At 66.3% G+C, this 7,794-nt stretch carries 7 protein-coding genes; 2 read left to right on the top strand and 5 right to left on the bottom strand.

Annotated elements, in window-relative coordinates; all coding sequences use genetic code 11:
- Positions 1-23: 23 nt before the first annotated feature.
- The 3 genes from TBIF_RS13585 to TBIF_RS13595 all read right to left on the bottom strand — a co-directional run bounded on the left by TBIF_RS13585 (position 24) and on the right by TBIF_RS13595 (position 3,202).
- Positions 24-575 (bottom strand): YceI family protein, encoded by a 552-nt coding sequence (locus TBIF_RS13585; protein WP_024795343.1) that lies wholly within the window; start codon positions 573-575, stop codon positions 24-26.
- Positions 576-693: 118 nt separating this feature from the next.
- Entirely contained in the window at positions 694-2,253 is a 1,560-nt protein-coding gene (locus TBIF_RS13590; protein WP_084611704.1) for an adenylate/guanylate cyclase domain-containing protein, read from the bottom strand.
- Between the two features lie 73 nt (positions 2,254-2,326).
- Positions 2,327-3,202, bottom strand: a complete 876-nt coding sequence (locus TBIF_RS13595; protein WP_024795345.1) for a TIGR03619 family F420-dependent LLM class oxidoreductase — start codon at positions 3,200-3,202, stop codon at positions 2,327-2,329.
- Positions 3,203-3,292: 90 nt separating this feature from the next.
- On the opposite strand from TBIF_RS13595, the gene TBIF_RS13600 reads away from it, so the two are divergent.
- Positions 3,293-3,673 (top strand): VOC family protein, encoded by a 381-nt coding sequence (locus TBIF_RS13600; RefSeq protein ID WP_024795346.1) that lies wholly within the window; start codon positions 3,293-3,295, stop codon positions 3,671-3,673.
- 93 nt (positions 3,674-3,766) lie between these two features.
- On the top strand, positions 3,767-5,167 hold the full coding sequence (locus tag TBIF_RS13605; protein WP_024795347.1) for a carotenoid oxygenase family protein: 1,401 nt from the start codon (positions 3,767-3,769) through the stop codon (positions 5,165-5,167).
- Between the two features lie 35 nt (positions 5,168-5,202).
- Here TBIF_RS13605 and TBIF_RS13610 read toward each other — a convergent pair whose 3' ends face one another.
- Both TBIF_RS13610 and TBIF_RS13615 read right to left on the bottom strand, forming a co-directional pair.
- Positions 5,203-6,864 carry an FAD-binding dehydrogenase gene (locus tag TBIF_RS13610; RefSeq protein ID WP_024795348.1) on the bottom strand — a complete coding sequence of 554 codons (1,662 nt, stop codon included), beginning with the start codon at positions 6,862-6,864 and terminating at the stop codon, positions 5,203-5,205.
- A 2-nt stretch (positions 6,865-6,866) separates the two neighbouring features.
- Positions 6,867-7,532, bottom strand: coding sequence for a TetR/AcrR family transcriptional regulator (locus TBIF_RS13615; RefSeq protein ID WP_024795349.1), 666 nt, complete (start codon positions 7,530-7,532; stop codon positions 6,867-6,869).
- Between the last annotated feature and the right edge of the window lie 262 nt (positions 7,533-7,794).

Raw genomic sequence — 7,794 nt, forward strand, 5'->3', positions numbered from 1 at the left:
GGGCCGAGGTGGGGCCCCAAGCTTTAGGCCTGCAGGCCGGCCTCGATCTCGATCGTGAGGGTGATCTTGTCGCCCACGACCGCGCCGCCGCCCTCGAGGGGCATGTCGATGGAGATGTCGAAGTCTCGGCGGTTGATCACGGTGGAAGCCTCGAAGCCGGCGACCGGGCCGTGGCCCATGCCGGGGTTGGCGCCGAGGAAATCGAGATCCAGGTCGATCTCCTTGGTCACGCCGTGGAGGGTGAAGTCGCCGGTGAGGACGTAGTCGCTGCCCTTGGCCTTGACCGAGGTGGAGCGGAAGGTGGCCACGGGAAACTTCTCGGCCTCGAAGAAGTCGGCGTTCTTGAGGTGGCCGTCGCGTCCCTCGTTGCGGGTGTTGACGGAGTCGACCTTGATGTCGGCCACGACGGACGGGGTGCCGTCCTCGGCGATGGTGATCTGGCCGGTGAAGTCGTCGAACGTGCCGCGGACCTTGGACACGACTAGGTGCCGGACTGCGAAGCCGACGGTCGAGTGCGTGGGGTCGATGTTCCAGGTGCCGGCTACGAGACCCGTGTTCGCGAGAGCAATAGTCATGTTGTTTCCTCCGAATGTATTGAAGTTTCAAGTATCTAGAACCTAGGGGGAGCCCCAGTCATTCCCGTTGTGATGCACGTCACCGGTGCTGTTGTGGAGGGTGGCCGAGGGAGGGTCGTCAGCTGCTGCGCGAGAATTCGCCGTCGACCACGGCGAACCCGCGCTGGCGGGTGGAGTGGCGGGGTGCCGCGATGCGGGTGCGGGCCTTGCGGCCACGCAGCGAGACGCGCTCCATGAGCTTCCACTGCTCGGCCTCGGCAGGATCCGCGGCATCAATGGTGCGCTGCGAGGCGAGGACGCGGCTGGGTCGGCGCTTGGCCAGGTCGGTCAGCCGGGCCGCCTCGTTCACCGGATCACCGATCACGGTGTACTCGAACCGGTCGGAGGCGCCGATGTAGCCGGCGACGGCCGGGCCTGCGGAGACGCCGATCCCGGCGTCGGCGAGGCCCAGCTTGACGATCTCCTCGCGGAGTTCGCGCGCCGCGCGCAGGGCGGCGCCGGCGGCATCCTCGAGGGGCTCCGGCGCGCCGAACACGGCAAGGGCCGCGTCGCCCTCGAACTTGTTGATGAATCCGCCGTGCTTGTCGACGGTGGCGACCACGACGCGGAAGAACTCGTTGAGCATCCCGACGACCTGGTTTGGAGGCAGCCGCTCGGCGAGCCCCGTGGAGCCGATGATGTCTGTGAACAACACGGCGATGTCGAGCGTCTCGCCGCCGAGGGCGGTGCCTTGCTCCACAGCCTGGCGCGCGACGTCCTCCCCGACGTGCTTGTTCAGCAGGTCGCGGATGAGCTCGCGCTCGGCCACCCCCGCCACCATCCGGTTGAAGCCGGCCTGCAGCTGGCCGATCTCGGAGCCGTCGTACACCCACACGCGGACATCGGTGCGGCCCTCGCCGACCTGTTGCATCGCCTCGCTGACCTGGCGGACCGGGTCCGCGATGGTGCGCACCACGTAGACCATGCCGACCAGTCCCACCACGAGCGTGATCAGGGCGAGCACGAAGGCCGAGGGGCCGATGGCGCCGGTGACTTCGGGGCCGGACCCGGTCAGTTGCGGCGCGGCCGTGATGGCAATGCCGAGCGCCGGAACGCCGGAGCTGAGGAACCAGATGATGAGGACCCGGGGTGTGATGCCGGCTGTGTGCCAGTCGTCGCCGGAGCCGCTGCGCAGCGCCCGGGCGACGAGCCCGCGGAGTTCGCGCTCGCCCATCACATACGCGATGCCGCAGGCGGTGGCCCCGCCCATGAAGGTGGTGATGGCGATGCGCAGGGCCATGCCGGCGCCGAGGTTCATGTTCAAGGCGGTGAACATGATCAGTCCGGTGAGCCAGGTGGCAACGTGCACGCCGAGCTGGCGCAGCGGTTGCATGAGCGCCGCCCGGCGTTCCCGGGGTGTGGGGTCCCCGCCGCGGGCTGTCCAGGTGATGATCGGCAGCGCGGCGAGCACCCCGCCGCCGACGAGCATCAGCAGCGCCACCGGCAGGAAAATCAGGAAACCGATGGTGTTAGGCCGGTCCATCTCGAACGGTGGCACCCCGCTGGGCAGCGGAAGCACGAGCAGGAGAAGAAGGAACACGACGACGCCGCCGATTAAATGCCCCAGCATCATTCTGATGCCGTACACCACGACGGAACGCCTAATCAGCTCCCGTGCCAGCGGTGCTTGCAATTGCATACACCTAAGCTAGCGCCTGTTGGAAGGGTTTGTCAGTTCTATGGCTGTGGCATTTTTCACTTTGCGCTGGCGGTTAGCCGCATTTTGCGATGATGTGCTCGGCGAAACCCTCCAGCGCGGCGATTTTCTCCGCAAGCGGCTGCTGATCGAGTTCGAGTTGGTAGGGCAGGCGGAACCCGACGATGACATCGGTGACGCCCTTGTCCTCGAGCCGCCTGACGCCGTCGACTGTGAACGCCTCGCCGGAGATGGCGTGGATCTCGAACGGGTCGTTCTCCTTGCCCTCCTCCTTGCGGATCTCGTTCAGGCGGGTGAGGAGGGCGTCGAACTCTGCCGGCGGGCCGCCCGCGTGCATCCAGCCATCGCCCAAGCGCACCGCCCGACGCAGTGCCGCGTCGCTGTGCCCGCCCACCAGCAGTGGGATCGGCTGCGCAGGGACGGGGTTGATCTTGATCGACGGCACGTCGTAGATCTCGCCGTGGTATTCGAAGTACTCGCCGGTGGTCAGGCCCTTGATGATCTCCATGGCCTCGTTCATGCGCTTACCGCGGCGCGCGAACGGCACGCCCATCACCTCGAAGTCCTCCGGCCACGGGCTCAATCCGACGCCCAGGCTGAGGCGGCCGCCCGACATGTAGGCGAGCGAGCTGGCCTGCTTGGCGACGAGCACGGGCGGGCGGATCGGCAGCTTCAGGACGAAGGGTGTGAAGCGGATCCGCTCCGTCGCTGCGGCCATCGCCATGGTCAGGATGAAGGTCTCGACGAACGGCTTGTTCTCCAGGAACTCGCGGCTGCCGTCGGGCGTGTACGGATAGGTTGAATCCGATACCTCGGGGTAGCAGATGCTGTCGGCCACGGCGAAGGAGTGGTAGCCGGCATTCTCGGCGGCCTTGGCCAGTGGAACGTAAAAGGCGGGATCGGTCATGGCGTCGGCATAGGTGAATCGCACGGGCTGCTCCTCGTGTTCGGTGGTCTGGGCCATAGTAGAACGTGTTGCAGCTTCTTGGGTGAGGCTGCCCCATTCAGAGAGAGGTCCATCATGGAAATCCTGAGCAGCCGCGTGATCCTGCGGCCGGCGGACTACCCGACGACGCTCGCGTTCTACCGGGAGACGCTGGGCCTGGCGATCGCCCGCGAATATCCGGGCGGCACGGTGTTCTATGCCGGCCAGTCGCTGATCGAGGTCGCCGGGCACGACGGCTCTGCCGGGACTGGTTTCAGCGGGGCGTTGTGGCTGCAGGTGCGGGATGTGGTGGCGGTGCAGGAGGAACTGCGACGAGGTGGTGTGGACATCGTGCGCGACGCTCGTATCGAGCCCTGGGGCCTGCACGAGATGTGGCTGGCCGACCCCGACGGCGTCCTCATCGTGCTGGTCGAGGTCCCCGCCGACCACCCGCTGCGCCGCGACACCCGATCATAGTGTTGCGATCGCCTAAATAGCCTGATTGATCCTCGGCGAAGGCGTAGCGTGCGGAGTGATGCTGTAAACGCTCCATCAGCGGATGGGATCGCCATGAACGCTCCACACGCCCCGGCTGTCATCGATATGGACAGCCACCCGCATCTTGCCGGAGTCTTCGCCCCGCAGCGGCTTGAGATAGACGCCGCCGACCTGCAGATCGTCGGCACATTGCCCGCGGGCCTGTCCGGAAGCTATCTCCGCAACGGCGAGAACCCGCGGTTCGATCCGCTGGGCACCTACCTGTATCCCATCGATGGCGATGGCATGGTGCATCGGCTGACTTTCCGTGATGGTCGAGCGTCGTATTCCAATCGCTTTGTCCGCACTCCTGCCGTGGTTGCGGAGGAGAAGGCAGGCCGAGCGCTGTGGGCCGGCATCCTCGATCCGTACTTCCCGGATCCGGCCACCGTCGGGGACGAGCTTGCCGGGACCACCCGCGACCTGCCGGACATCAATGTGGTGCGGCATGGCGGCCGCCTGCTGGCGCTGGCCGAATCGGCACCGCCGTTCCTGCTCGACGGGGTCGATCTGCACACGGTCTGCCGGGAGAGTTTCGCCGGTCAATTGCCGGCCGGCATGACCGCCCATCCAAAGATCGATCCCAGCACCGGGGAGATGGTCTCGTTCTGCTACATGCTCGAGCCGCCCTATCTGATGTGGTCGGTGGTTGGCGCGGACGGGGCCGTCACCAGAGGCCCCACGCCGGTCCCCGGCGTCGAGCAGCCATCGATGATCCACGACATGGCGCTGACGCCGAACTATGTGGTGCTGCTGCTGGGCCCGCTGTACTTCGACATGGCCGCCATGATGACGGGCGGTTCGCTCCTGCAGTGGAAGCCCGAGGTGGGCACGCGAGTGGCGGTCATACCCCGCGACGGCAGCCCCGTCCGGTGGGGCGTCACCGATGCATTCTGGCTGTGGCACACCGTCAACGCCTACGAGGACACGGACGGCTCCATCGTGCTGGACTACGTGGAGTGGACCCGCGCGGGCTTCGTCGCGGAATCCGATCTGCCCAACCTCAGCGCCCTGACCCGGGCGCGTATCGATCCGATGACCGGGCGGATCAGCCGCGAGGTCATCGCCCAGGCCGACATGGAATTCCCGCGGATCGACGACACCCTGTTGACCCTGCGACACCGCACGGCGGCGCTGGTGGGGGAGAGCGGGATACAGGATCTGGTGTCCGGCGACGCCGACCGTGCGTACTGGTTTGACACCGACACCGGCGTCGAGACCCACTGGGACTCGGGCGATCTGGCTATCGGTGAACCGATCTACCTCTCAGCCGGGGCAGCCGACTATTGGGGCATGATCGCCACCGGCCGAAAGGACCTGGAGAGCTGGTTCCTGGTCTTCCCCGCAGACGATCCCGCGTCGGGACCCGTTGCGAGAGTCAAGCTCCCGCAACGGGTCCCCGCAGGACTGCACGGGGCGTGGCTGCCCGATTAGCGCGCTGTTGACTGGTCCGCTGCCCAGCCCCAGCCTCAGCCGAGGTCACGCGCCAGTGCCTGGCCCGCCGCGCGGCCCGAGAAGATGCAGCCGCCGAGGAAAGTGCCCTCCAGCGCGTTGTAGCCGTGCACGCCGCCGCCGCCAAAGCCGGCGACCTCGCCCGCCGCGTAGAGGCCTTCGAATGGTGTGCCGTCGGGCTGGATGACCTGCGAGTCGAGGTTGGTCTCGAGGCCGCCGAGCGTCTTGCGGGTGAGCAGGTGCAGGCGCACCGCGATCAGGGGACCGTGTGCCGGGTCGAGCAGCTTGTGGGGCTTGGCGACACGGGTCACCTTGTCCGCCAGGTAACTTCGCGCATTGCGCACCGCCATCAGCTGCAAGTCCTTCGAGTACGAGTTGTCGAGCTCGCGGTCGCGGCCCACCACCTCGCGCTCGATCTGGTCGTAGTCCAAGGTGGGGCCCGAGCCGATGGCGTTCATACCGTCGACCAGCGCGCGCAGGTTGTCGCGCACCACGAAGTCCTCGCCATACTTCTTGAACGCCTCCACCGGTGCGGGCGCGCCCTTGCCGACGCGGCCGAGCAGCAGCTTGAGGTCCTTCTCCGTCATGTCCGGGTTCTGCTCGGAGCCCGAGAGCGCGAACTCCTTCTCGATGATCGACTGCGTCAGGATGAACCAGCTGTGGTCGTGGCCCGTCTTCAAGATGTGCTCGAGCGTGCCGAGGGTGTCGAAGCCCGGGAACAGCGGCGCCGGTAGGCGCTTGCCTGTCGCGTCCAGCCATAGCGACGACGGGCCGGGGATGATGCGGATGGCGTGGTCCGGCCAGATCGGGTTCCAGTTGATGATCCCCTCGGTGTAGTGCCACATCCGGTCGCGGTTCACGATGTGGCCGCCGGCGTTCTCGGCGATCTCCAACATCCGGCCGTCGACGTGGGCGGGCACGCCGCAGATCATTCGGTCGGGCATCCGGCCCAGGCGCTCGACGGGCCAGTTCTTGCGCACCAGCTCCGCGTTGCCACCGATGCCGCCGGAGGTGACAATCACGGCCTGAGCGCGAAACTCGAACTGCCCCTCCGCTTCCCGGCTGGACTTGATGCCGCGGGACTCTGCTGACGGGACCAAGGTGGTGCCTCTGACGCCCACCGCCGTGCCGTTCTCCACGATCAGCTCATCGACCTGGTGGCGGTGCTTGAACGTGACCAGGCCCTTCTCGATCGCCGCGAGCACGGGCTCGCGGAACACGCGAACGACCTCGGGTCCTGTGCCCCAGGCGATGTGGAAGCGGGGGACCGAGTTGCCATGGTCCAGCGCGGTGCCGCGGCCGCGTTCCGCCCAGCCGACCGTCGGCATGAAGCGCATGCCCAGCGCATGCAGGTACGCGCGCTTCTCGCCTGCCGCGAACTGCACGTAGGCCTGCGCCCACTGCCGGCCCCAGTGGTCCTCGCGCTCCCGGTCGAAACCGGCGGAGCCCAGCCAGTCCTGCATCGCCAGGTCGTAGGAGTCCTTGATGCCCATGCGTCGTTGCTCGGGGCTGTTGACCATGAACAGCCCGCCAAGCGACCAGAATGCCTGGCCGCCAAGGTTGTTTGAGTTCTCCTGGTCCACCACGAGGACTTTGCGGCCGGCCTTGACCAGCTCATAGGTGGCGACGAGTCCCGCCAGCCCGGCCCCCACGACAATCACATCGGCGTCAACGGACATGCTCACTCCTTCACTTCGGTATTGCGGTCTGGGGTATTGCGCTCTGGGCTGCTGTAGCTGAGGATCAGTCGAGCGAAAAGCTCTGTGCGGTAGGTGTTTTCACCAGGTTCCATTAAGGCTTGGATGGTGGTGCCGTCGTGCATGGCCACAAGGGCGCGGCCGAGCATCTGGGGTTCATCGACTTTCATGCCGAAATGGGCGAGCTGCTCGATGATGATGGGCAGCAGCGTCTCGCGGATGGCCTGCTCGCGGGCTGCGATGGCGCGTAGCAGTGGAGGGTTTCGCAGCGCGTGTGCCGAGAACTCCGCGGTGATGCGGTACCAGTGGTCGTCGACTGGGATCGCGTTGAGGATGCGCGCGATCACGTCGTGCACTGTGGGCTCTTTGGGCTTGCCGGATTCGGCCTCGATAGCCGTGCGCAGGGTGGCGATGAGGTGCTCGGACTGCGATTCCCACATGGCGAGGAACAGCTCGTCCAATGAGTCGAAGTTGGAGTAGAACGCCCCACGGCTGAATCCGGCCCGCTCGCAGACATTTTCCACGGTGCTGCGGCCAAAGCCGTTGGTGGCGAAGACATTCTGAGCTGCGTCAAGTAGGCGCTGTCGGGTATTCGCACGATTGCGAGTGGCGGGCTTGTCGCGGACGGCCGTGCGTGCCGAATCGCTCATGCGGTCCTCCTCGTGATCTATCGCGACGCTCGATACATGACTGTATCCAATTTGGAGGCGACGGGGAAGGGGGTCTGGACGCATTCGGCAAGTTGCGTATCGGCTCAGGCGGAGTGCTGTGAAATCGGATTGGCGGGATTGTCATACCCCCCGGGTAGTGTCGGTTTTACGTTCTAAGAGGCGTTGACGTCGCTGGTCAGAGGGGGTGCGAGATGGCCGTCATCGATTCTGGTATCGAGGCGGCGCTCGCCGCTGCCGAGGC

It is taken from the genome of Tomitella biformata AHU 1821 (assembly GCF_000524475.1).
GTDB classification, from domain to species: domain Bacteria; phylum Actinomycetota; class Actinomycetes; order Mycobacteriales; family Mycobacteriaceae; genus Tomitella; species Tomitella biformata.